The sequence below is a fragment of the Bartonella raoultii genome, from assembly GCF_019659805.1.
In the GTDB taxonomy this organism is placed as follows: Bacteria; Pseudomonadota; Alphaproteobacteria; order Rhizobiales; family Rhizobiaceae; genus Bartonella; species Bartonella raoultii.
Map to the genome: position 1 here is coordinate 266,585 of NZ_JAIFRO010000003.1, position 24,800 is coordinate 291,384.

Annotated in this window: 17 protein-coding genes; 4 read left to right on the forward strand and 13 right to left on the reverse strand. The window is 35.2% G+C overall.

What is annotated here, in order from left to right; all coding sequences use genetic code 11:
• Position 1: 1 nt before the first annotated feature.
• From K3248_RS04015 to K3248_RS04055, 9 genes are all read right to left on the reverse strand, one after another.
• The gene (locus tag K3248_RS04015; protein ID WP_220717065.1) at positions 2–1,642 is read right to left on the reverse strand and encodes a site-specific DNA-methyltransferase; all 1,641 of its coding nucleotides are present in this window, start codon (positions 1,640–1,642) and stop codon (positions 2–4) included.
• Positions 1,643–1,665: 23 nt separating this feature from the next.
• Positions 1,666–3,309 carry a site-specific DNA-methyltransferase gene (locus K3248_RS04020; protein ID WP_220717067.1) on the reverse strand — a complete coding sequence of 548 codons (1,644 nt, stop codon included), beginning with the start codon at positions 3,307–3,309 and terminating at the stop codon, positions 1,666–1,668.
• Between the two features lie 18 nt (positions 3,310–3,327).
• Positions 3,328–4,965: a site-specific DNA-methyltransferase gene (locus K3248_RS04025; protein ID WP_220717069.1), complete on the reverse strand. Its 1,638-nt coding sequence runs from the start codon at positions 4,963–4,965 to the stop codon at positions 3,328–3,330.
• An 84-nt stretch (positions 4,966–5,049) separates the two neighbouring features.
• Positions 5,050–5,451, reverse strand: a complete 402-nt coding sequence (locus K3248_RS04030) for an SUF system Fe-S cluster assembly protein (protein WP_220717070.1) — start codon at positions 5,449–5,451, stop codon at positions 5,050–5,052.
• On the reverse strand, positions 5,444–6,688 hold the full coding sequence (locus tag K3248_RS04035; protein ID WP_220717168.1) for a cysteine desulfurase: 1,245 nt from the start codon (positions 6,686–6,688) through the stop codon (positions 5,444–5,446). The genes K3248_RS04030 and K3248_RS04035 overlap by 8 nt, the downstream gene beginning before the upstream one ends.
• Before the next feature lie 10 nt (positions 6,689–6,698).
• Positions 6,699–7,967, reverse strand: a complete 1,269-nt coding sequence (gene sufD / locus K3248_RS04040; protein ID WP_220717071.1) for a Fe-S cluster assembly protein SufD — start codon at positions 7,965–7,967, stop codon at positions 6,699–6,701.
• Between the two features lie 11 nt (positions 7,968–7,978).
• Positions 7,979–8,734, reverse strand: a complete 756-nt coding sequence (gene sufC / locus K3248_RS04045) for a Fe-S cluster assembly ATPase SufC (protein WP_220717072.1) — start codon at positions 8,732–8,734, stop codon at positions 7,979–7,981.
• A 53-nt stretch (positions 8,735–8,787) separates the two neighbouring features.
• Positions 8,788–10,299 carry a Fe-S cluster assembly protein SufB gene (gene sufB, locus K3248_RS04050; protein WP_220717073.1) on the reverse strand — a complete coding sequence of 504 codons (1,512 nt, stop codon included), beginning with the start codon at positions 10,297–10,299 and terminating at the stop codon, positions 8,788–8,790.
• Between the two features lie 143 nt (positions 10,300–10,442).
• Positions 10,443–11,588 (reverse strand): cysteine desulfurase family protein, encoded by a 1,146-nt coding sequence (locus tag K3248_RS04055; RefSeq protein ID WP_220717074.1) that lies wholly within the window; start codon positions 11,586–11,588, stop codon positions 10,443–10,445.
• A 167-nt stretch (positions 11,589–11,755) separates the two neighbouring features.
• On the opposite strand from K3248_RS04055, the gene K3248_RS04060 reads away from it, so the two are divergent.
• The 3 genes from K3248_RS04060 to K3248_RS04070 all read left to right on the forward strand — a co-directional run bounded on the left by K3248_RS04060 (position 11,756) and on the right by K3248_RS04070 (position 14,793).
• Entirely contained in the window at positions 11,756–12,436 is a 681-nt protein-coding gene (locus tag K3248_RS04060; protein ID WP_220717076.1) for an alpha/beta hydrolase, read from the forward strand.
• Positions 12,437–12,683: 247 nt separating this feature from the next.
• Complete coding sequence (tyrS, locus tag K3248_RS04065) at positions 12,684–13,937, forward strand: tyrosine--tRNA ligase (RefSeq protein ID WP_220717078.1); 1,254 nt, start codon at positions 12,684–12,686, stop codon at positions 13,935–13,937.
• Positions 13,938–14,304: 367 nt separating this feature from the next.
• Positions 14,305–14,793, forward strand: coding sequence for a peroxiredoxin (locus K3248_RS04070; protein ID WP_220717080.1), 489 nt, complete (start codon positions 14,305–14,307; stop codon positions 14,791–14,793).
• 134 nt (positions 14,794–14,927) lie between these two features.
• Here K3248_RS04070 and prfB read toward each other — a convergent pair.
• The 3 genes from prfB to K3248_RS04085 all read right to left on the reverse strand — a co-directional run bounded on the left by prfB (position 14,928) and on the right by K3248_RS04085 (position 20,112).
• Positions 14,928–16,056 (reverse strand): peptide chain release factor 2 gene (prfB, locus tag K3248_RS04075; protein ID WP_220717082.1). Its coding sequence is split into 2 segments (ribosomal slippage): positions 14,928–15,986 and positions 15,988–16,056, totalling 1,128 coding nucleotides; the frame shifts between segments, so codons are not numbered across the junction.
• A 164-nt stretch (positions 16,057–16,220) separates the two neighbouring features.
• Positions 16,221–18,704, reverse strand: coding sequence for a penicillin-binding protein 1A (locus K3248_RS04080; protein ID WP_220717084.1), 2,484 nt, complete (start codon positions 18,702–18,704; stop codon positions 16,221–16,223).
• 178 nt (positions 18,705–18,882) lie between these two features.
• The gene (locus K3248_RS04085; protein ID WP_220717085.1) at positions 18,883–20,112 is read right to left on the reverse strand and encodes an N-acetylmuramoyl-L-alanine amidase; all 1,230 of its coding nucleotides are present in this window, start codon (positions 20,110–20,112) and stop codon (positions 18,883–18,885) included.
• A gap of 606 nt (positions 20,113–20,718) precedes the next feature.
• On the opposite strand from K3248_RS04085, the gene K3248_RS04090 reads away from it, so the two are divergent.
• On the forward strand, positions 20,719–23,349 hold the full coding sequence (locus K3248_RS04090) for an Rne/Rng family ribonuclease (RefSeq protein ID WP_220717087.1): 2,631 nt from the start codon (positions 20,719–20,721) through the stop codon (positions 23,347–23,349).
• Positions 23,350–23,412: 63 nt separating this feature from the next.
• On the opposite strand, the gene K3248_RS04095 is transcribed toward K3248_RS04090, so the two are convergent.
• Entirely contained in the window at positions 23,413–24,024 is a 612-nt protein-coding gene (locus K3248_RS04095; protein WP_220717088.1) for an invasion associated locus B family protein, read from the reverse strand.
• Positions 24,025–24,800: the final 776 nt, after the last annotated feature.

The following is a 24,800-nucleotide window of genomic DNA, read 5'->3' on the forward strand; positions in this document are numbered from 1 at the left end:
ATTATTCAAATAAATCTAATTCTGCTTGCACATTATCTATATCTTTGTTGCTTTCTTTTACCACAACCATTGGTTCAAGATTGGCTATATTTAAACTATAACCATCCCTCCCCCATTCACATTTTTCCAATATTGCACGAGGAATTTTGGTCAGTGTCAAATTTTCAAAGAATGTTTCTTTTGTATCAAAGGCGGTACAACAAATCAGCAATGTGCGATGGGAACCTACCTCTTCGCTCATAAGACGGAGTTGGTCATGGGTCATAGCACTTGTTGTCACATAAATATAATCTGTTTCGGTTGAATAGCCTTGCATCCAATAATGATTTTCATCCGGCGCATAGGTAAATCCCATATGTTTACACATTGCTTCTGAAAGCATTGCAGCATTATATTTGCGACTAATAATCCATTGTCCCCATGGATCTTTTTCTAACAGAGAAGGTGCAAGACGATAATAACGGAATCCACCACCACCTTGCCAATTGACACTTTGGGAAATTCCTCCTTGATCCGTTCCATCGATTACCTGTTTTAAACGAGGAATAATATGGGTATGACAATGTTCACCAAGTTCAATCATAATCCACTTGCGTCCCATTTTATGAGCAACGGCACCGGTCGTACCAGAACCTGCAAAAGAATCTAGGACAAGATCACCGGGGTTTGTAGAAATAGTTAAAATTCTCTCTACTAACCGTTCCGGTTTAGGTGTTGAAAAAACATCTTTAGGATTAAATTGTTTAACTTCTTTTTTGGCATCTTGATTGTGTCCCACTTCTTCCTTTAGCCAAACCGTAATTGGCACCAATCCATCTTGTACTTCTGTCTTAAAACGCTTATAGCGTGGAATATTATCACCATTTGGGCCAAAATAAATTCTATTATCAGTAATTAATTCTTCCATTTTTTTCTTACTAAAGCGCCAACTTGTTCCAGTTGGAGGCATAACTTTACGACCAGATGGAGTAATAATCTCATATATATCCTTTATATTTGGAGTTTTCACATGACAAGGTCCCGACGCCCAAATACCACGTGGATCATTATCAGGATTTTTATAATTTTTGCTATTATTATCATCGCGTGGCAGAAGATTTCTTTTCCAAAAATCTCTATTTTTAGCGAAAATTAATATGTGATCGTGATTATCGGAAAGCCACTGACTATCATTAGAACGTGTATGTTTTTTTTGCCATATAACATTTGCAATGAAATTCTTTCTACCAAAAATCTCATCACATATGACTTTAGCATAATGTGCCTCATTATCATCAAGGTTAATCCAGATACTACCATCATCTGCCAATAAGTGATGTAACAATTCTAATCTATCTCTCATAAGGCTAAGCCATATGGAGTGCTCTAAACCGTCTTCATAATATTCAAAGGCATTGCCTGTATTATAAGGTGGATCGATATAGATACATTTTACTTTTCCTGTATATTCTTGCTCAAGTGCTTTAAGTGCGAGCAAATTATCACCAAAAATAAGTTTATTATCAAAAATATCTTGAGATGATATTTGATGCGAGGCATGATAAGACTTTTCAAGATCTTCTAATAAGATACGAGGCTCCAGTTTGGGGCGTTTTTCTTTTCCAATCCAGGTAAGTTCTAATTTTTGTTTATTACGGCTCATTCCTAACCTACCTCGTTTATATATTATTCAAATAAATCTAATTTTGCTTGCGCATTATCTATATCTTTGTTGCTCTCTTTTACCACAACCATTGGTTCAAGATTGGCTATATTTAAACTGTAATCATCCCTCCCCCATTCACACTTTTCTAATACAGCACGAGGTATTTTAGTAAGTGTTAGATTATCAAAAGACTCTGCTTTTGTATCAAAAGCTGCACAACAAATGAGCAGAGTCCGATGAGAGCCAACTTCATCGCTGATAGCACGTAACTGTCCATGTGTCATAGCGTTTGTTGTCACATAAATATAATCTGTTTCGGTTGAATATCCTTGCATCCAATAATGATTTTCATCAGGTGCGTAGGTAAATCCCATATGTTTGCACATCGCTTCTGAAAGCATAGCAGCATTATATTGACGACTAATAATCCATTGTCCCCATGGATCTTTTTCTAACAGAGAAGGCGCAAGACGATAATAACGAAATCCACCGCCCCCTTGCCAATTAACACTCTGAGAAATACCACCTTGATCAGTTCCATCAATTACCTGTTTTAAACGAGGAATAATATGGGTATGACAATGTTCACCAAGTTCAATCATAATCCATTTGCGTCCCATTTTATGAGCAACAGCACCGGTAGTGCCTGATCCAGCAAAGGAATCCAATACAAGATCACCAGGTTCGGTAGCAAGTTGAATGATGCGCTCCATCAACCGTTCAGGTTTAGGAGTTGTAAAGACATCATCAGAATTAAAGGCTTTGACTTCTCTTTTGGCATCTTGATTGTGCCCCACTTCCGTATAAGGCCAAATCGTCATCGAAACCATACCATTTTTTACTTCTGATAAAAAACGCTTTAAAGAAGGAACATTGCTTCCTGTTGGACCAAACCAAATACGATTCTCTTTTAGTAATTCAGAAAATTTCTTTTCACTAATAGCCCAACTTCTACCATTGGGAGGCATTACTCTACGTCCAGAAGGTGTGATGATTTCATAAATATCTTTAGGTGTCACCCTTTTTACAGATAAATCTCCAGATTTCCAAGGGCCCCGAGGATCATTATCAGGGTTTTTATAGCGCGCATCCATACCCGTTGAGCGAGGAAGTAAGTAAGGGCGCCAAATTGTCTTATTTTTGGCATAAACCATTATAAAATCATGGTTATCGGAAAGCCACTTGGTATCATTTTGTGGAGCATATTTCTTTTGCCAAATAATATTATTAATAAAATTTGAGCGACCAAAAATTTCATCCATCATCACTTTAAGATAGGCTTGTTCATCATCATCAATCGATATCCAGATACTACCATCATCTGCCAATAAACGATATAACAGTTCTAATCTATCTCTCATAAGGCTGAGCCATATGGAATGCTCTAAACCGTCTTCATAATGTTCAAAGGCATTGCCTGTATTATAAGGTGGATCGATATAGATACATTTTACTTTTCCTGTATATTCTTGCTCAAGTGCTTTGAGTGCGAGCAAATTATCACCAAAAATAAGTTTATTATCAAAAATATCCTTAGCTGATATTTGATGTGAGGCATGATAAGAATTTTCAAAATCTTCTAATAAGATACGCGGTTCTAGTTTTGGGCGTCTCTCTTTTCCAATCCAATTGAGTTCTAATTTTTTGTTGTGCAACTCATTCATAATTCATTTCTTTACTATTCATCCAAATAAATCTAATTCTTCTTGTATATCTTCATCTTTTGGATGTTCTTTTACTACAGCCATTGGTTCAAGATTCGCTACATTTAAACTGTAATCATCCCTCCCCCATTCACACTTTTCTAATACAGCACGAGGTATTTTAGTAAGTGTTAAATTATCAAAAGACTCTGCTTTTGTATCAAAAGCTGCACAACAAATGAGCAGAGTCCGATGAGAGCCAACTTCATCGCTGATAGCACGTAACTGTCCATGTGTCATAGCGTTTGTTGTCACATAAATATAATCTGTTTCGGTTGAATATCCTTGCATCCAATAATGATTTTCATCAGGTGCGTAGGTAAATCCCATATGTTTGCACATCGCTTCTGAAAGCATAGCAGCATTATATTGACGACTAATAATCCATTGTCCCCATGGATCTTTTTCTAACAGAGAAGGCGCAAGACGATAATAACGAAATCCACCGCCCCCTTGCCAATTAACACTCTGAGAAATACCACCTTGATCAGTTCCATCAATTACCTGTTTTAAACGAGGAATAATATGGGTATGACAATGTTCACCAAGTTCAATCATAATCCATTTGCGTCCCATTTTATGAGCAACAGCACCGGTAGTGCCTGATCCAGCAAAGGAATCCAATACAAGATCACCAGGTTCGGTAGCAAGTTGAATGATGCGCTCCATCAACCGTTCAGGTTTAGGAGTTGTAAAGACATCATCAGAATTAAAGGCTTTGACTTCTCTTTTGGCATCTTGATTGTGCCCCACTTCCGTATAAGGCCAAATCGTCATACTAGTTATCCCCCTCTTGACTTCAGAAACAAAACGCTTAATGCGTGGTACTCCTCCTTTATCTGATCCAAACCATATACGATTATCTTTTAGCAATTCAGAAAATTTTTTCTTGCTAATGCGCCAGCTAGTTCCTGCAGGAGGTATGACCTTACGTCCAGAAGGTGTGATAATTTCATAAATATCTTTAGGTGTTAGCCTTTTTACGGATAAATCCCCAGATTGCCATGGTCCACGGGGATCATTATCAGGGTTTTTATAGCGCGCATCCATATCGATTGAACGCGGAAGCAAATTAGGGCGCCAAATTGTCTTATTTTTGGCATAAACTATTATAAAATCATGGTTATCGGAAAGCCACTTGGTATCATTTTGTGGAGCATATTTCTTTTGCCAAATAATATTATTAATAAAATTTGAGCGACCAAAAATTTCATCCATCATCACTTTAAGATAGGCTTGTTCATCATCATCAATCGATATCCAGATACTACCATCATCTGCCAATAAACGATATAACAGTTCTAATCTATCTCTCATAAGGCTGAGCCATATGGAATGCTCTAAACCGTCTTCATAATGTTCAAAGGCATTGCCTGTATTATAAGGTGGATCGATATAGATACATTTTACTTTTCCTGTATATTCTTGCTCAAGTGCTTTGAGTGCGAGCAAATTATCACCAAAAATAAGTTTATTATCAAAAATATCCTTAGCTGATATTTGATGTGGAGCATGATAAGAATTTTCAAAATCTTCTAATAAGATACGCGGTTCTAGTTTTGAGCGCCTTTCTTTTCCAATCCAAGTGAGTTCTAATTTTTGTTTATTATAACCCATTTAATGTCCTAAAACTTCAATGCTTACAAAAAGTCAATAACCGCATTTATAAATACGTTTAATTTAAAATTCTCCTAACTGGATTTAGTACCACCCAACAGCAATTTGTGCTTCTTCTGACATACAATCAGGTGTCCATGGTGGATCAAATGTCATGGTAACTTCAACATGTGAAACACCTTCAACTGCGCTTACAGCATTTTCTACCCAACCTGGCATTTCACCCGCAACTGGACATCCAGGCGCCGTAAGAGTCATTTCAATTTTTACTGAACGATCATCTTCAATATCAATACGATAAATCAATCCTAGCTCATAAATATCAGCAGGAATCTCTGGATCATAAACTGTTTTGAGAGCAGCAATAATATCATTGGTCATACGATCAATTTCACTTGCTGGAATTGCTGAAACGTAGGGTTTTTTATTTTCGGTTTCAGTATCAATGGTTTTCTCAGAATGCTGCTCTTCAATTAATTCAGCCATTAAAAAATGTCCTTGTTTCTTTCAATGCTTCTACTAATTGATCAATATCTTCTTGAGTATTATACATTGCTAACGATGCACGACAAATAGATGTTAAACCAAAGCGTTGTAATAAAGGCTGTGCACAATGTGTCCCTGCACGTATAGCAACCCCTTTTCTATCAATAAACATAGCAATATCATGAGCATGAATACCTTCAATTGTGAATGATATAATAGCACCTTTATTGGGAGCATGACCATAAATACGTAATGATTCAACTGTTTCAAGTTTTTTATGTGCATAAGCTAAAAGTGCCATTTCATGAGCATGAATCATATTGCGATCTTTTTCTTGTATATAATCAATAGCTGCAGCCAATCCAATAGCTTCAACAATAGGAGGTGTTCCCGCTTCAAAGCGATAGGGGGGGGCATTATAAGATACTTGATCAGTTGTTACGTCCTCAATCATTTCCCCTCCCCCTTGAAAAGGACGCATTTCCTCTAGCCTATGTTCTTTACCATAAAGCACCCCAATACCTGTAGGACCATAAAGTTTATGTCCGGTAAAAACATACCAATCACAATCAAGATCTTGTACATCAACCGTTAAATGTATTGCGCCTTGAGAACCGTCAACAAGAACAGGAATAGCATTTTGATGCGCTCGTTTAATAATCTCTTTTACAGGAGGTATTGTTCCCAATATATTAGACATATGTGTTATCGCAACAAGCCGTGTTCTTTCACTTAAAGCTTTTTCGAAATCTTCAATATGGAGGACACCCATTTCATCAACAGGAACAAAAATAAGCTTAACCCCTTTTTGTTCACGAAGAAAGTGCCAAGGAATAATATTTGAATGATGTTCCATAATTGTAAGAACAATCTCATCACCTTCTTTTAATCTAGACATAGCCCAACCATATGCAACAGCATTAATAGATTCTGTTGCATTTTTCGTGAAAACGATTTCCTTTGCCATTGAAGCATTTAAAAAAGTACGAACTGTTTCACGAGCATTTTCATAGGATTGTGTAGCTGTATTTGCTAGAAAATACATTCCTCTATGCACATTAGCATAACTGCCTTGATAACAACTATTCATTGTATCAAGTACTAATTGTGGTTTTTGGGCAGAAGCACCGCTGTCAAGATAAGCTAATCGTTTTCCATAAACATTATGATGTAAAAGAGGAAAATCACGTCGAATTAATTCTACATTATAATTTAATCTACGTACGTTATTTTCCATCTTTCCTATTTCAAACATTTCTCTCTAACCATTTCATAATGATATTACTTAAAATATTTTGAATATCATCCTGCTTGATATCATCAATAAGCTCAGTAACAAAACCTCTAATTAAAAGTGCACGTGCAATTTTAAAAGGAATACCACGCGCCATAAGGTAAAAAAGATGATCATGATGAATACTAGCCACTGTTGCACCATGACCACATGCAACATCATCAGCAAAAATTTCTAATTCAGGCTTTGCATTAAATTCTGCATCATCGGAAAGAATGAGACTATTACAAGCCATGCGTGCATCTGTTTTTTGGGCTTTTTTATCCACACCTATCATTCCTTGAAAAACACCAACTGCCTTATCCGTAACTACATTGCGTATAATTTCAGTTGAAGTTGAATTCTCTTCAAGGTGACGGACATTCATTGTAATATCACTATGTGTTTGCCCCGATAATAAGTTTATTGCTCGTAATTGAAAATCAGAATCTTCTCCTTGTAATTTAACATCAATTTCTTGGCGATTAAGTTGACTGCCAATATTGATTACATAAAGCGATAATTTAGCACCTTGTCCAAGAACAGCACGAAATCTACCAAATTGTGTAGAGTTAAAACCACGATCTCGAAGAAGAATCCATGTCACATCACTATTATCAGCAACATTTAATGAATATATTGAACTTACAAAGGTATCTTTATCATTACCAATCTGACGTTCAATAAATACAGCTTGGCTATTTTCATCAATTTTTACATCTGAAAAGGTATGGGATTGCCCACCCATTTGAATATTTTGCAATTCAATAGGATGTTTTAGTTTTGTATTTTCAAGAATGTGTAAAAGCCATCCATCCGTAACAAAAGCTGTATTGAGTTGTCCGATAAAATCTTCATCAGAAATAACTTTATCTATCTTTATAGAATTTTCTTTTAGCGCATCTGCCAAACATGTTGCTGTAATATTCTCTCCTGCTGATTGCCTAGATGCTTTTCCATTTTTAACAGAAAAAACAATATTTTCAGAAAGCAAGGGATGAACAAACTGCTCATCGTTTTCTTTTGAAAAATCACTTACAGACTTTAATAAAGTGCGTAGGTTAGTATAGTGCCAATTTTCAATTTTACGAGAAGGAAGTCGTCTAGCCTGAAATAATTCAATAGCTTTTTCCCGCATTTCTCGCACTGACTGATTGCCTGGTAAATTACTTAGACATTGATTGAAATTATTGAGTATATCTTTCTCAATTGTTAATAATTCTTGCTGTGCGTTTACTTTCATACTCAATGACCTCAAGCTGCTTCACTGATAATATCAGCATATCCATTTTGCTCTAAATAAAGCGCTAATGATTTATCTCCACTTTTAATAATACGTCCTTTATAAAGAACATGTACTGTGTCAGGAACAATATAATTAAGCAAACGCTGATAATGAGTGATAACTAAAAAAGAACGCTTTGAATCACGAAGTTTATTAACACCATCTGCAACAATTTTTAGCGCATCAATATCTAAACCAGAATCTGTTTCATCTAAAATACAAAGTTTAGGTTCAAGAAGTGCCATTTGTAAAATTTCAGCTCGTTTTTTTTCTCCACCTGAAAAACCTACATTTAATGGACGTTTTAACATATCCATATCTATTTCAAGTTTAGTAGAAGCTTCTTTAACATATTTTAGAAATTCAGGAATTTTAAGCTCTTCATGACCGCGTGCTTTGCGTTGAGAATTCATCGCAACTTTTAAAAATTCCATCGTTGCTACTCCAGGTATTTCCATTGGATATTGAAAAGCAAGAAAAACACCATAGGCAGCACGTTCTGCTGGATCCATTTCTAAAAGTGATTGTCCATTATAAAGTATATCACCTTCTATCACTTCATAATCATCACGTCCAGCAAGCAAATAAGACAAAGTAGATTTTCCTGCTCCATTTTGTCCCATGATAGCAGCAACTTCACCATCTTGAATTGTTAAATCTAGACCGCGAATAACTTCTGTATCGGTTCCTGCAATACGGGCACGTAAATTTTTTATCTCTAACATCATTTAATCCTGTTTTAGCTGTTCTACATTAAGCGTGTTCTTTACTTTAAAAGTTATCCCACACTACCTTCAAGACTAATACCAATAAGCTTTTGTGCTTCAACCGCAAATTCCATTGGAAGCTTTTGAATAACCTCTTTTACAAAACCATTCACAATTAATGCGATAGCTTCTTCCTCAGGAATTCCCCGTTGCATAACATAAAAAAGCTGATCATCCGAAATTTTGGATGTTGTCGCTTCATGTTCAAATTGTGCTGTTGCATTTTTTGCTTCAATATAAGGTACTGTGTGAGCTCCACAATCATTACCAATTAACAAACTATCACATTGGGTAAAATTACGCGCATTTTGGGCTTTTTTATATGCAGCAACTTGCCCTCGATAAGTATTATTTGAAAAACCAGCAGAAATACCTTTGGAAACAATACGGCTAGATGTATTTTTGCCTAAATGGATCATTTTTGTACCAGAATCAATCTGTTGATGCCCATTGGCAACAGCTATAGAATAAAATTCTCCACGTGTATTATTACCACGCAATAAACAAGATGGGTACTTCCAAGTAATTGCAGAACCAGTTTCCACCTGTGTCCATGAAATTTTAGAATTATCGCCCCGACAATCTCCACGTTTTGTTACAAAATTATAGACCCCTCCCTTCCCCTCTTTGTCACCAGGATACCAATTTTGTACTGTAGAATATTTTATTTCTGCATTTTTGAGTGCAATAAGCTCAACAACAGCAGCATGAAGTTGGTTTTCATCTCGTTGTGGGGCAGTACATCCCTCAAGATAAGAAACATAAGAATCGTCCTCTGCAATAATTAATGTGCGCTCAAATTGGCCTGTATTGCGCTCATTGATCCTAAAATACGTGGAAAGTTCCATAGGACAACGAACACCTTTGGGAATATAAACAAATGAACCATCTGTAAAGACAGCTGCATTTAAGGCAGCATAATAATTATCACTTACTGGTACAACGGTTCCCAGATACTCTTTAATAAGAGTAGGATGTTCGATGATTGCTTCTGAAATAGAACAAAAAATAACACCAGCACGTGCTAACTCTTTTTTAAATGTTGTTATAACAGAAACAGAGTCGAAAACTGCATCAACAGCTACTTGTCCTGAACCATAAAAATTATCATCAACAGTAGAAGGATCAGACTGTTTTCTTACACCCGCTAAAATTTCTTGCTCTTTAAGAGGAATGCCAAGTTTTTCATAAGTTGCCAATAACTCAGGATCAACTTCATCTAAAGATTTCGGTCCTGTATGACTTTTAGGAGCAGCGTAATAATATAGTTCCTGAAAATTAATTTTAGGATATTTAATACGCGCCCAATTAGGCTCTTGCATTGTCAACCAGCGCTGAAAAGCTTGTAAACGCCATGTTAACATCCACTCAGGTTCATGTTTTTTTGCAGAAATTAATCGAATAATATCTTCATTAAGCCCTTTAGGAGCTTTATCCATTTCAATCTTGGTTTCAAAACCATATTTATATTGATCAACATCTATTTCACGTACCTGGCGTATTGTTTCCTGTACTGCCGGCATCGATTTTCTCCATTCTTTCTCATCAAAAACTTGAGATTAAAGATCTTGTTTTTTATAAGATTAAGCAAGCAAAGCAATTTCTATAGTATAGGTAAAATAGGAAAATTTTAATCAAAATTCTTTTATTTTAAAAATAATAACTGCTACCTTTTAGTATTACTCATAATTTCAGAAAAAAACAATAAAAAATCATCGATATCTTTTGACGTTATGCCACGTCCTATTGAAATACGAATTGCACCGTTGGAGGTATGATAGCCCATTGCCTCCAAGACTTTGCTGTGTTTCACTTTTCCGGAAGAACAAGCAGAACCTGCTGATACTGAAAAACCTGCTAAATCAAAAGCAATTTGCATAGTCTCAGCTTTTATATTTTGTACAGTAAAGTATGTTGTATTTGATAAACGTGGAACTTTTTGTCCAAAAATTTCAACATCTTGGGTTATTTTCTGTAATCCATCTTCTAATTTATTGCGTAAATACATTAATTGTTTTATTTCTTCTTGAGTAAAACAATCAGAGATAGCTGCTCCAAAAGCCGCAATTAACGGCAATGCTTCTGTTCCTCCACGCAAACCTCTTTCTTGTCCACCCCCAATAATAAGAGGATGTGGTGTAAGAAGGTTACCGCATGAAACAAAAGCACCAATTCCTTTAGGACCACCAATTTTATGTGCAGATAGTATAAAAAAATCTCCTCCCATCTGATGAATATCAACAAATGTTTTATCTACATATTGCGTCAAATCAACAATAAGAGTGCCTCCAAAACTTCGAACAATAGAAGCTATATCTTTTATTGGCTGAATCACACCAGTTTCACTATTTGCTGCTTGAATAGCAATAAGAGGTAAACCTTTTGTATTATCGTGAAGCTTTAAGAGAGAACGTAATTTATCTTGTTGAATCAGCCCATTTTTATCAACAGCAACTACACTTATCAGTTCTTTAGAAAAACGTCCCCCTTCTGCAACAGATGGATGTTCAGTCGCTCCAATATAAAGATGAGAAAATTGAATTTTTGCATTCCCCATATCGTAAAAGGGAGTTAATAACGTCATCGCTGCTTCACTTGCGCCAGAGGTAAACACAACATGATCTGGATCTGTATTGAGTTTTTCAGCGATTTGCCGACGCGCTTTTTGCAATAAAGCTTTTGCAGCACGACCTTCCGTATGAACTGATGATGGATTACCAAAGATCTCTAAAGATTCCAATAATGCCATTCGTGCACGTTTTTTAAGTGGTGTTGTGGCATTATGATCAAAATATCGGCGCTTTATAACCATTGTACATCGCAATCAGTTATTACATCATATGAATTTATTTGAAAAAATAGTGCAATTTTCTTAAAAAATGCATTTAAAAAAGAATATCTAATGATTAACTATAGGATTCTATGGTAAAAGCCGTCCAAGGTCAATGAGAGTCTTTATAGCATTTTAAGGAGCATTTAATGCCAGAAATTATTTTTAATGGTCCCGCAGGGCGGCTCGAAGGACGTTATCAACCTTCACAACAGAGAAATGCGCCAATTGCAATTATATTGCATCCTCATCCCCAATTTGGTGGAACAATGAACAATAAAATTGTTTATGACCTCTTTTATATGTTCCAACAACGTGGTTTTACCACATTACGCTTTAATTTTCGCGGTATTGGTCGTAGTCAAGGTGAATTTGATTATGGAATAGGAGAGCTTTCAGATGCTGCGGCCGCACTCGATTGGGTACAAACACAGCACCCTGATTCCAAAAATTGCTGGGTAGCTGGATATTCATTTGGTGCTTGGATTGGTATGCAACTTTTAATGCGCCGTCCGGAAATTGAAGGGTTTATATCCGTTTCTCCTCAGCCCAATGTTTACGATTTTTCATTCCTTGCGCCTTGTCCGTCCTCTGGACTTATAATTCATGGTGCTATCGACAAAGTTGCTCCTCCAAAAGATGTTCAGACTCTTGTAGATAAGTTAAAAACACAAAAAGGTATTACAATTACACAAGAAATATTAGAGGGTGCTAACCACTTTTTTAGTGGATGTAATGAAGAGCTTATTGAAAAATGTGCACAATATTTGGATAATCATATTACCAATGAATTTCTTATCCCTCCTACTGAAATACTCTCACTTACCTAAAGCCACCAATAATTTATTACAAATAATAAAATCCTTTTTTACCCTTTTTAAGCGTTCTACTATCCATCTATGTTTGGAAATAAAGATTATTCCTCATTTTTTCATGTGCAGAATATTTTAGAAAAATAACATCTATAGTGTTATTCATTGCTGTAATATTTTTCGTTCTCTTGTGAGACAAGCATTTTTTGTGCTAGAGAAAGCACCTTATTATATAAAATACTATATGAATTAGGAAATAAAATCTGTGTCTGCCTTTAAATCTGATTTTTTACACATTATGAGCGAACGTGGCTTTATTCACCAAATTTCGGATAAAGAAGGTTTAGATGCTCTTTTTTTAAAAGAAGTTGTAACCGCTTATATTGGCTTTGATCCTACAGCTTCCAGTCTGCATGCTGGAAGCCTTCTTCAAATTATGATGCTTTATTGGTTGCAAAAAACAGGTCACAAACCTATCGCTTTAATGGGAGGAGGAACAGGATTAATTGGTGATCCCTCCTTCAAAGATGAAGCTCGCCTCCTTCTAACACAAGAAGATATTGCTACAAATATTGCTAGTATTAAAAAAATCTTTTCTCGCTATTTAACCTTTGGTGATAAAAGCACTGATGCATATATTGTTAATAATGCTGAGTGGTTGTGTGATTTAAACTACTTAGAGTTCTTACGTGATATTGGAAGACATTTTTCTGTCAATCGCATGCTATCATTTGATTCTGTCCGACTCAGGCTGGAACGTGAACATTCTTTATCATTTCTTGAATTTAATTATATGATTTTGCAAGCTTATGATTTTGTTGAACTTTATAAGCGTTATGGGCTACGTATGCAAATGGGGGGGTCTGACCAATGGGGTAATATTATCAATGGAATAGAATTGGGACATCGCTTAGGAACAGCCCAGTTATATGCATTAACATCCCCACTTCTTACAACTTCTTCCGGTGCTAAAATGGGTAAATCACTGAATGGAGCTGTATGGCTTAATGCAGATCTACTTTCACCTTACCAATTTTGGCAATATTGGCGTAACACAGAAGATGCTGATGTGATACGATTTTTAAAGCTTTATACCACATTGCCAATGGATGAGATTCTCAAGCTTTCTGCGTTAAAAGGAAATGAAATTAACGAAGCAAAAAAAATTCTTGCCACAGAAATTACAGCAATGTTACATGGGCATAATCTTGCAAATTCAGCTGCAGAAACTGCTCGAAAAACCTTTGAAGAAAAAACACTGGGAGAAAATCTTCCAACTATTGAAATAAATATTTTAGAATTAAAAACAGGTGTAGGATTATTAACTCTTTTAGTACAAGCAGAACTTGCAAAATCTAATAGTGAGGCACGACGCCATATTCAAGGTGGGGGTGTACGTATCAATGATCAAATTGTTAAGAATGAAACATACCTTATTACTGAAAAAGATATCAACAAAGTAGGAATTATCAAACTTTCTTTAGGTAAGAAAAAACATGTTTTGATAAAACCTCTGTAGTTTATTAATGTTGTTTTTTCATTCTATGATTTTAAGATTTTTTATGAAATATCATGTTTATGCTCTTTATTTTGATATTATTTTTCTAGTTTAATTACTATATAAAGGCATTGCCGGTTATTTTACGAGGGAAATTCTTTGCCTTTTTATGCATTACTATGAAGCAAAAAACTCTACAAAAGTGGACTTCTATCCGTAGAACTCTTTCTCCGCATTTATAGCTTATTGCCCACCGTATTTTCTAAAATAGATGTCTTTTATAACTCTGTACAGCAAATAAAAATTCTCTGAAATATTCAAGAGTTGAATCTTTATTTTTTCTCTGTACTCTAATGCTTAATATTCAAACAAAAAGAAAGATATAATCATGACAAAATCAATGAAAGGGATTATCGCTCCTGACTTTAATTTACCACGCGATGGAGGAGGTACATTACGTCTTTCTGATCTTCAAGGAAAAACAGTTGTTTTATATTTTTATCCAAAGGATGATACCAGTGGGTGTACAAATGAAGCGGTTGACTTTACTAAATTGAAGACAAAATTTGATGAAATTGGAGTTGTCATTATTGGAATGTCTCCAGACAGTGTTCATAAACATGATAAATTCAAAACAAAACATGAACTTGATATCATTCTTATTTCTGATGAAGAAAAAACAACGCTTGAAGCTTATGGCGTTTGGATTGAAAAAAGCATGTATGGGCGCAAATATATGGGAGTTGAACGAAGCACTTTTTTGATTGATTCAACTGGGATAATAGTAGAAGAATGGCGCAAAGTAAGTATATCTGGACATGCTGAAAATGTTTTAGCTGCCGCGACACTTTTCCAACATAATGAATCAAAAAAGTAAATAGTGTAATATAGCTGAAAAAGAATACCATTCTTTTCAAAAAAATCTACTTTTCTAAATGACACATTTAAGCATGATAAGGTGGAATTAACATTCCTAAAATAAATTTAACGGAATTTTAAAATATTATGCTGTCAGTTCATATCTTTTCTTTTGGGTTCTTTTCCGTAAATGCGTTGAGCCAATGCTCCTTCTATAAACGCATCTAAATCTCCATTAAGTACGGATTGCGGATCAGTATTTTCTATATCTGTGCGTAAATCTTTTACAAGCTGATAGGGTTGAAGAACATAAGATCTAATTTGGTGCCCCCATCCAATGTCTGTTTTGGAGGATTCAACGGCATTTGTTTCTTCTTCTCTTTTTTTGAGCTCTTCCTCATAAAGTCGTGCACGCAACATAGACCAAGCTGTTGCACGATTTTTATGTTGTGAACGTTCTGTTTGACATTGAACAACAATACCTGTTTTTATATGTGTGATACGAACTGCAGAATCTGTCGTATTAACATGTTGCCCTCCTGCTCCTGATGCACGATATGTATCAATGCGAACATCGGCTTCTGAAACATCAACTTCAATATTATCATCAATAACAGGATAAACCCAAATACTTGCAAAAGAAGTATGACGCTTTGCATTTGAATCAAATGGAGAAATGCGTACCAAACGATGAACACCTGATTCTGTTTTTAACAATCCATAAGCATTATGCCCTTTTATAAGAAGAGTTGCTGACTTTATCCCAGCTTCTTCTCCATCATGAACTTCTAATATTTCAACCTTCATTTTATGTTGTTCAGCCCAGCGCATATACATGCGCAAAAGCATAGAAGCCCAATCTTGGCTTTCTGTACCCCCGGCACCAGCATGAACCTCTAGATAAGCATCATTTGGATCTGCTTCTCCTGAAAGGAGCACATCAATTTGTCTTTTATCTATTTCATTCTTAAGATTACGTATTGAATTCTCTGCATCAGTGACAATTTCTACATCACTTTCTTCTTCACCTATTGCGATAAGTTCAATACACTCTTCCAGTGTTCTGGAAAATGAAAAAATACTATTAATTGAATCATCAAGACGCTGCCGTTCACGCATCATATCTTGCGCTTGTTGTGCATCATTCCAAAACGACGGCTCTTCTGCTTTCTGATTGAGATACTCAAGGCGTTTTAGTGAGTTATCCCAGTCAAAGATGCCCCCTTAGCAACTGAATTGCCTTTTGAATTTCATCAACTAATGTTTCTATTTCTGCTCGCATAATGAACACCGTAGTTTTTATTTTTTATACTTTCAATATTCTAGAGATATCTAATAAATGCAACAATTAGATAACATAACTACATCAACTTTTAAATTATAGCTATTATAAGCACAGAAAAGAATCTTTTCTAAAATAACTCAGATAAAAAGATTTCTTTTTGATTAATACAGCCCACCTGTACCACTTTCAAGAGCTTTATTAACTTGCGGTGAAGTCGTCATTGTAGGAACACCTTCTTGAAAAGAATTTGTACTACCAATTACCTGATAGATATCAGAAGGTCCAGTACCTGGTTTAAATGCTTCTATAATAACGTCATGATCTCCCCTCTCTGCGAGCATACCTGTTTTACGATTAATTGGCATTAAAATCATACCCTCTGGCATTTTAAATGGTATATCTGGTTTGTCTTTAAGAGCTTCTTCCATAAACTCACCAAAAATAGGTGCTGCCAATGAACTACCTGTTCCATATCCTAAAGGTGCAGGCTGATCATAACCAACAAAAACACCAACTACGAGATTAGGCGTAAATCCCATAAACCATACGTCTTTAGAATCATTTGTTGTTCCTGTTTTTCCGGCAATATGTCGATTGAGATAGCGTAAACGTACACCAGTACCACGCTGAATAACTCCCTCCATCATTGATGTAATTTGATAAGCTGTCATAGGATCAAGAACTTGATCTCGTTCATCAATCAATTTAGGCTCACGTTGATTATCCCATGACTGTGTATTACAATTTTCACAAATACGATCATCATGACGGTAAATCGTTTTTCCATAACGATCTTGAATTCTATCTATTAAAGAAGGATGAATAGAACGCCCCCCATTTGCAATCACTGAATAAGCTGTAACCATCCGTAAAACTGTTGTTTCAGCTGCTCCCAAAGCCATGGAAAGATAAGGCGGCAATTTATCAACAACACCGAAACGTTCTGCATATTCAGAAACAATAGGCATTCCCATATCATAAGCGAGCCGTACTGTCATAAGATTACGAGAATGTTCAATACCATAGCGTAGTGTTGCTGGACCCGAAAATGTACCACCATAATTCTTAGGGTGCCAAACCTCACCGTTATATTGGCGAATTTCAATAGGACCATCCAAAATAACAGATGATGGTGTATATCCATTATCAAGTGCTGCAGCATATACAAAAGGTTTGAAAGCAGACCCGGGCTGGCGATACGCTTGTGTTGCACGATTAAATTCAGATTCTGCAAAAGAAAACCCCCCAACCATTGCGAGAACACGCCCTGTATGAGGATCCATAGCAACAATAGCACCTTCAACCTTTGGGATTTGTTGTAAACGGTAAGTATTGCTCGTCGTTGATATTTTTTCAACAAAAACAACATCTCCAACCTGCAAAACATGAGATAAATTCTGGACCGTTTTTCTATGACCATTTTCTTTAACAACATGTAATGCCCATTTTGAATCCGCTTCAGATAAAATAGCAATTTCTCGTTTTTTTGATAATGATCCCGAATCTTCCCGCTGTGGCTGTAAACCGATCTCCACTTTATGAGCTGTCGCCGAAAGAACAACTGCTAAACGCCATTCAGGTACATCGCTTAATCCCGTTATTTTTGCAAGCTCTACTCCCCAATCTCCTCTTTTATCCCAATCCCCCTTTTTCTTATCAATGTGCGCATAAGCACCACGCCATCCTTGTGAATGATCAAATTTAATCAATCCATTTTGCAAAGCGCGTCGAGCAATAAGCTGTAAATGCGGATCAAGAGTTGTGCGGATAGAAAGTCCACCTTCATAGAGTGTTTTAGCTCCATAGCGACGTATTAAGCGGCGACGGACTTCTTCAGTAAAATAGTCAGCAGCAAAAACGTAGCTATCTTTCCCACGCATTGTAATGCCCAAAGGCTTTTTTTTCGCTTTTTCACCTTGTTCATAGGTTACATATCCATTCGCAACCATCCTATCTATAACCCAATTGCGCCGATTAATAGCACGTTGTGTATTTTTAAATGGATCGTAATTCCCTGGACCTTTTGGAAGAGCAGCCAAATAAGCACATTGCTCTAAAGTGAGATCCTTGACAGATTTATTGAAATAGGTCAATGACGCTGCCGCAATACCATATGCACCACGACCAAGATAAATTTCATTGAGATAAAGCTCAAGAATATGATCTTTTGAATAGGTCTTTTCAATACGCATTGCCAAGATAGCTTCTTTAAACTTACGCTCTAACGTTGCTTCTGAACTTAAAAGAAAATTTTTAGCAACTTGTTGTGTAATGGTTGATGCTCCTTCTGGACGTTTTCCAGAACCAATATTACGAATATTATTAATTAAGGCTCTCAGAAGTCCTTCAGGATCTAAACCAAAATGGTGATAAAAATTTTTATCTTCAGCTGAAATAAAAGCATTTTTAATAAGCTCTGGTATTGATTGAATTGGTAAATAAAGGCGATGTTTTGTTGCAAACTCTGCCATAAGACTACCATTTGACGCATGGACGCGCGTCATCACAGCAGGTTCATAAAGTGAAAGAACCTCATAGTCAGGAAGACCACTTGCCTGACTCTTCATTATGATACTCCACATTATTGCTCCAAAAATCCCAATGGTCGCAAAAAAACTAAAAAGATACCTAAAAAAAATTATCATCGAAACAGCTATCGCTTTCGCTTTTTTCAAAATTGATTAAAGATAAAGATATATCATCTCACCTGCATTAAGCAGCTTTTACCATGAAACTGAGAAAAGAAAAAAATATTTTTATTCTTTCATTCTTTATACAAAATAATATTAGAAGTTTACACTGATACTCTATTTTCTCATAAATTTAAAGAGGCTGCATGATTTTCTTCCTATAGTTTGCAAATTGGCGAATAGAGTAAGCAAGAGAGCGCGCCATTTTTTTTCGCCATTGGGGACTATTTAGTAATTTTTCATCCTCTTTGTTTGATAAATAACCTATCTCTATTAAAATAGAGGGTATATCTGCAGCCTTTAAAACTTGAAAATTAGCATATCTATGAGGATTATTTATTAAGTGGATATGATCCTTTGATAAATTTGAAATAACATTATTTGCAAAATAAACAGAAAATGCATGTGTTTCACGTCGAATAAGATCGTTTAAAATATCTGTAACCTCAAGGGTTTCATCTGCCGGTAAACCATCAAGCAAATCAACCTTATTTTCACTTTCAGCTAAAGATTTTGCAATTGCATCAGATGCTTTGTCTGATATAGTATATACTGTAGCTCCACGCAAAGAATGCACATTAATGGTATCTGCATGAATGGATATGAAAAGATCAGCATCAAATTCTTGCGCTTTTTTTACTCTTTCACTTAACCTTAGAAATATATTGGAATCACGTGTTAAAGAAACCGCGATGTGAGAGTCTTTTTTTAATTCATCCCGTAATGCACGTGCAAAAGCTAATGTAATATTTTTTTCTAAAACTCCATTAACACCCTGTGCACCACCATCAATTCCACCATGACCAGGATCAAGAACAACACGGAAATTATTGACCGGTATTGGCTGTATCTTTGTATAAAGATTGGTTATTTGTTGCTGTTTTATAACTTCATCAAATTTTTTTTGTGTTGTTTTACTTATATCAATAAGCAATTGCCATAAACCATTCTCTAATTTTTGTACTTTATTCTTTTCAACAGTGAAAGAAACCTTACTTGTCACAATAATGCGTGAAGTTCGTATATCAAAAAAGCTATAACGCACATCTGAAAGCATTCTTGATAATTTATATTGCTTTTTTACAGATCTATTTTGTATTGAAAAATCAACTGTAGGTAAATTAATAATCAAACGCGCTGGTTTATCTAAAACCTGTAAACGAACATTAGGCTCAGCATTAAAAACAGCAATAATACGTGTGTGCGCATTATCGCCTATAGTTCGTAAATCAACAAGTTTTAATATCTCTGTAGCTTGAATATTTGTTTGGAATATAAAAAAAAACGATAAACAGTATATGAAATATAAAAAAACATTCCAATAAGCTGCTTTTGACTTTTTGATAGAAACTCCTTTTCTCATAAGCAAAACACTCTATATTCTCTGTCAATAATAATTTATTTTATTCGTAGATAAAGAAATACATCAAATTTACTCTTTATTTTTCAACAAACGATGAATCTTTCAGCCTTAAACATTCCAATACATTGTACATTAAAGCAAGAGAATGTTATAGTGCTTTCATATTTATATTGTTACTTGCCAAAAATATGATATCAACATAAAAGAACATTTACGCTTTCTAGCTAATAGTTACCGTCTAAATTATCTGTAATGCATATTATGTTATCTTTAGAGGGTTTTTTGCAATGTTATATATTGAGGCTTTTGATTGATGAAAAGCCTTTATGTTATAAAAGCTAAGATTGCGGTATTTAAGATTCGCTGGTTCGAATAGTCGAACTGTTTAAAGATTATTTTACCGGAGACTTTTAAAAAGTATGAGTCATACAAAACAGATAGAGATGATGATGAGAAATACTACACATGTAGTCATGCACCTGCATGGAGTGTCTTATTCTGTTTTGCTGGTATTCCCCTTTTATGGCAGACCGCCCTTTATGTCTGCGAATAGTCATACTATTCTTTTGAATAAAATTGCGCATGTCGCCTTCAGGATTTTAACTTATGTCAAACAAAATGCTTATAGATGCCTCTCATCCGGAGGAAACACGTGTTGTCGTTATTCACGGCAATAAAATTGAAGAACTTGATTTTGAATCAGAACACAAAAAACAACTCAAAGGGAATATTTATTTAGCACGTATTACGCGTGTCGAGCCTTCGCTTCAAGCTGCTTTTGTTGAATATGGTGGAAACCGCCATGGTTTTTTGACATTTTCTGAAATTCATCCTGATTATTATCAAATTCCTATTGCTGATCGCCTTGCCCTCCTTGAAGAAGAAGAAAAGGCAGCCGTGAAAGAAAATCATTCAGATGATCTCACTGAGGAAACCAATAAAAATAGAAAACGCTCTCGAAAAACAAAAAAAGATAAAAAAAATCGTACCATAGCAGCAGATATTGCAAATGACGTCACATCGGATGCAATAATAGCTGATGATGCAGATGAAGTCTTTGATTCAGATGTTTCTCATGATGAGATAGAAATGGTTGGTGCAGAAGATGTACGTGAAGAACTTCCAACTTATCAGAGGAAACAAGGACGTCAGTATAAAATTCAAGAAGTCATTAAACGGCGTCAAATTTTATTGGTGCAAGTTATCAAAGAAGAGCGTGGCAATAAAGGTGCAGCTCTCACGACATATCTATCACTAGCTGGTCGTTATTCTGTTTTAATGCCTAACACAGCACGTGGTGGTGGTATTTCACGAAAAATTACGAATGTACAAGATCGTAAGCGTCTTAAAGAAATTGTAAAAGAATTAGCTGTTCCAAAGGGTATGGGCGTTATTTTACGAACAGCTGGAGCAAATAGAACAAAAGCTGAAATTAAACGCGATTACGAATATCTCATGCGATTATGGGATACTATTCGTACTTTGACACTCAAATCAACGGCTCCATGCCTTGTCCATGAAGAAAGTAATCTCATAAAGCGTTCTATACGAGATCTTTATAATAAAAATATCAATGAAATCCTTGTTTCCGGAGATCAAGGTTACCGTGAAGCAAAAGACTTTATGCGCATGCTTATGCCAAGTCATGCAAAAGTTGTACAACCTTATCGCGATCCTATCCCTATTTTCGCACAAAATAATATTGAAATTCAACTTGATAAAATGTTGCACCCACAAGTTTCTTTAAAATCTGGTGGTTATCTTGTTATTAATCAAACAGAAGCACTTGTTGCCATTGATGTGAATTCTGGACGCTCTACCAAAGAATTCTCCGTTGAAAAAACAGCTTTACAAACAAATCTTGAAGCTGCAGAAGAAATAGCGCGTCAATTACGCTTGCGTGATCTTGCTGGATTGATTGTAATTGATTTTATCGATATGCTTGAAGAGCGTAATATAAAACTCGTCGAAAAAAAGTTGAAAGAGTGCTTAAAAAATGATCGCGCCCGTATTCAAGTTGGCCATATTTCGCACTTTGGCCTTCTAGAAATGAGCCGTCAGCGTATTCGTATATCTGTTTTAGAAAGTACAACACGACCTTGTCCACATTGCGCTGGAACAGGAAATATACGTTCTGAATCATCCATTGCTTTACACGTTATGCGCTCAATTGAAGAATATCTTCTTCATAATCCACAATATAACATTATTGTACGCACACCTGTAACAACGGCACTTTATGTATTAAACCACAAACGTAATATTCTTGTTAACTTAGAAACACGCTTTAAACTGAATATTAGCATTGAAGCTGATGATAGCATAGGAACGCAACATCTTATTATTTCTAAAGGCTCAATAGCTGAGGCGTCTTCTAAACCATCATTAATCGTGGAAGATGAAAATAAAGAAGAAATTGTTCCATCTCTCTTAATAGAGGGGCAATCTATTCAAGATAGTCCCTCCACTGAAAAGAAGCAGAAACGTCGGCGGAAAAATCATCAAAATGAAATAAATAATAATTCTTCTGCGACTCTTCAGAAAAAAGATGATACATCTAATGATGACTCTCGTCGTCGTGGACGTCGTCGTGGACGTCGTGGTGGTCGACGTAATCAAGATAATAACTTTTTCCAAATTCGAGTTCCTTATGCAGAACCAGTAGGTGACTTCGCTGAGCAAATTTTAGCAGAAATTAAAACAACACGGCATCAAAATCGTGTTTCAAGTGCTCAACTTGCTGAACCCGAAGAAATAAAAAGCAATACTGAACAGTACTTAGATACTCAACAAAATGAAGTAGTAAAAGTTGATACAATTGTAAAACCTAAAAAGCGTAAAACACGTTCTGCCAAAGCCATACAAAATCAGCCTTCTCTTGAAAATGATCAGAGTGTAGAAACACAAGAAACACTTAAAGAAAAATCTACAATCAGGCCAAAAAATAAAATAACAACAAGAAAGATAAATGAAATCGCTGATAAAGTGGTAGAAAAAACGTCTGAAGATAATAAAAAAACAACACGTAGAACACGGAAAAAATCAGTCTCTAAAGAAATCACTCAAATACAAGAGGAATCAGAGAAAAAAACTATAGAAAAGAAAGCTATAAAATCAACTCCCTCAAAAATTGAAGAAATAGTTGATCAGCCTATTGTTATATCATCAGCACCTAGTGATACCCCAAAAACTGAACGTATTGGTTGGTGGAAACGCAGAACACTTTCTAAAAATTAAATATTAAAAAACCGCTACAAAATATTTGTAGCGGTTTTTTAAACATTTTATGCCTTAGCTTTATTAGTTTTGCTTTGCTTTTTCTTGCTCAGCCCGCATACGGTCTTCGATTTCTTTTTGCTTTTCCTGAATGGATTGTTGCAACTTGATTTGTTCTTGTTGAAAATCTTTTTCTTCCATACCAGGACCTGTGTATGCAGCTGTGAACCCATTAAGAGAAAACTCAATAGGATTCGCTGAACCACGGAAATTAACTGTAGTTACAACCATTTTTGTACCATTTTTCATAGCCGCTACAAGCTTATCATCTAAAACATCATTGGCAATGCAGCTTGGTCCATTACAAATAATGTAAGGCACTTTTTTAGAATACTCATTTCCTATTTGAATATGAATACCTTCTGGCAAAAAACGACCTGTAGGTACTTGAATGCCTATGCGGCTTTCATTTTGTTTTCCTTTTATTTCAACAATATTAAAAGCTGTCAAAGGCTGTCCAGTGTTTGATAAAACAGTATTCATTGTATTACAAATATCAACATCATGCTGCTTACTACAAACCTTGTACCAACCTTGAGATACAGTCTGTGCATTTGCAGGAAGACCAACTATGAAAAAAAGAGCAGCGGCTCCAACGAATGCTACAACAGCAGAATAAATATTTTTGTGCGACATGATTAAGTTAATCCTTTCAACGCGCTTTTTAAATAACCCCTACATTGGGAAGATTAAATACAGTTTAAAGCCAAATGTATTAGCTTAAATCTCATAGAATACCATTTACTTTTATGTTTTTACTTCAATATAAAGAAAAAACATAAATAGCCAATAAAACTTTTATATTCATATATGGCATCCCCTCTCCATCATCTAGGCATTTGATGAAATTAATCCATAAAATACCTCAGTATAATTAGAGAAGGTAAAATTACATAAACGAATTAATATTGCAAGATTAATTAAAATTAATGTGTACCTATGCTATAATTTTGATTATTTTCATTTTTTTACATTTGCATTTTTCCTTTTCAACCGCAGTCTTCTTGCAACAAGCATACAATGCATGCTATTTCCCAATGATCAGAAAAATTTGAACATTTTCCTTATTCCATCTTCTGCTAAAAAGAGAGAAAATAAAGCTACTTATCGTATCATTGGAACAATTTATGGATTAAATTTCTTTTATCATCTATAATTTTGAAACAACTTTCAAAGAAGCTTGTCTCTAGTAAATAATTTTCTGGTCTTATTCACGCAACAATGAATCCACTGGATTGATTTTTTAAAAATCCAGTGTTGCACTTCGCAGATAAGCTATTTCTAATAATGAAACCATAGTCATAACATGCATTTTTATATTGAAAAAAACCATAAAAATTATTCAGCTTAGCATTTTATGACTGCTATCATTTAGAATATTTTTTATTATATTAATATGCATTTATTTAAAA